1 protein-coding gene and 1 pseudogene are annotated in these 1,082 nt (G+C 42.3%); both read left to right on the top strand.

The genetic code is table 11. The annotated features are described in order from the left end of the window. Positions 1-103: 103 nt before the first annotated feature. Positions 104-277: pseudogene (locus tag HMPREF3096_RS31700) on the top strand (nuclease); the annotation flags it as partial. A gap of 186 nt (positions 278-463) precedes the next feature. After that, positions 464-1,063 carry a PDC sensor domain-containing protein gene (locus HMPREF3096_RS28130; RefSeq protein ID WP_227406424.1) on the top strand — a complete coding sequence of 200 codons (600 nt, stop codon included), beginning with the start codon at positions 464-466 and terminating at the stop codon, positions 1,061-1,063. Positions 1,064-1,082 lie beyond the last annotated feature (19 nt).

Raw genomic sequence — 1,082 nt, forward strand, 5'->3', positions numbered from 1 at the left:
AACCACCCGCACAGCGCGCTGGGATATCACTCTCAAAGGGAACAACTGTAGCAGTGCACATCGTTAATTTAAGATACAAAAGCTGTCCAGAAACGGCGGGTCAAGATCAGGACGAGTAGGAGTACGCCTTCGCGGAATAGCGTACGATGTCTGGTCTTATGCAACGGTAGGACGCGGCGCTGAGCGAGCGCGTCACGGCCTTCAGAACGCAGATGCAGAGTTTGAGCGAGCAGCGCAGCATCATAAAGCGCTAAAGCTGAAACGATCGCAGTGGTAGCAGACGTACAATGGACCGACGCTGTGACAAACCGGTTAAAACAGGGCTTTCAGCTAAGTTGCGTCGAAAACCAGTGCCATTCACACGACTGCATGCTATGCAGTCGTGCTGAACACGTCCGGAGCGGTGTAGCTAAGGGCTGCTATGGTAAATGCGGCATTTTTTAATTATATGGAGTGTATTTTTATGAGAATTAAAAAGCCTCACCTTCGTCCGATAGTCATAACCTTGTCCGTTGGTGGTATTTTTTTGACTTCTATTTTTATGATAGTTGTCGTTATGTTTTATCAACACGAAAATATAGAAAAAGATTTGCTTGATGCTAATTCATCGTACGCTATGAAAATGTCGGATGTAATGAGCAGTTATATTGAAATGGCTCAGGGCGAACTAGCATATGGCGCTAAGAAAATTGAATCAACGACTGATGTTGAATATCTTAAAAATGAGGCTGATAGGCTAAGATTGCAGTCCGGCATGTTTAATTCAGTTATTGTTGTTAGTAATGGCGCTGTTGTTCTGGCAACTTCTCCAGAATCACTTGATTTAGTTGGTGTTCACTTGAACTCAAGTGTCAGTAAATTGGCTATTGAGGGCAAAAAGGCATTTATATCGCAACCTTACAAATCAGTTGCTGGGAATTTGATTGTTTTGTTGTCACATCCTATTTATGATAAGAGTGGTAATTACATAGGGTATATCGGCGGGTCTATATATCTAAAAAAACAGAGTTTATTTAGCGATGTTTTGAGTAGGCATTTTTTTAATGACGACAGGCTTTGTTGAATAAATCGAACTTTTGCTG

Source organism: Klebsiella sp. HMSC25G12, assembly GCF_001807705.1.
Classification (GTDB): Bacteria; Pseudomonadota; Gammaproteobacteria; order Enterobacterales; family Enterobacteriaceae; genus Klebsiella; species Klebsiella variicola.

Coding starts and splice junctions, on each gene's coding strand:
- HMPREF3096_RS28130 (WP_227406424.1), top strand. CDS start 464: ATGAGAATTAAAAAGCCTCACCTTCGTCCGATAGTCATAACCTTGTCC.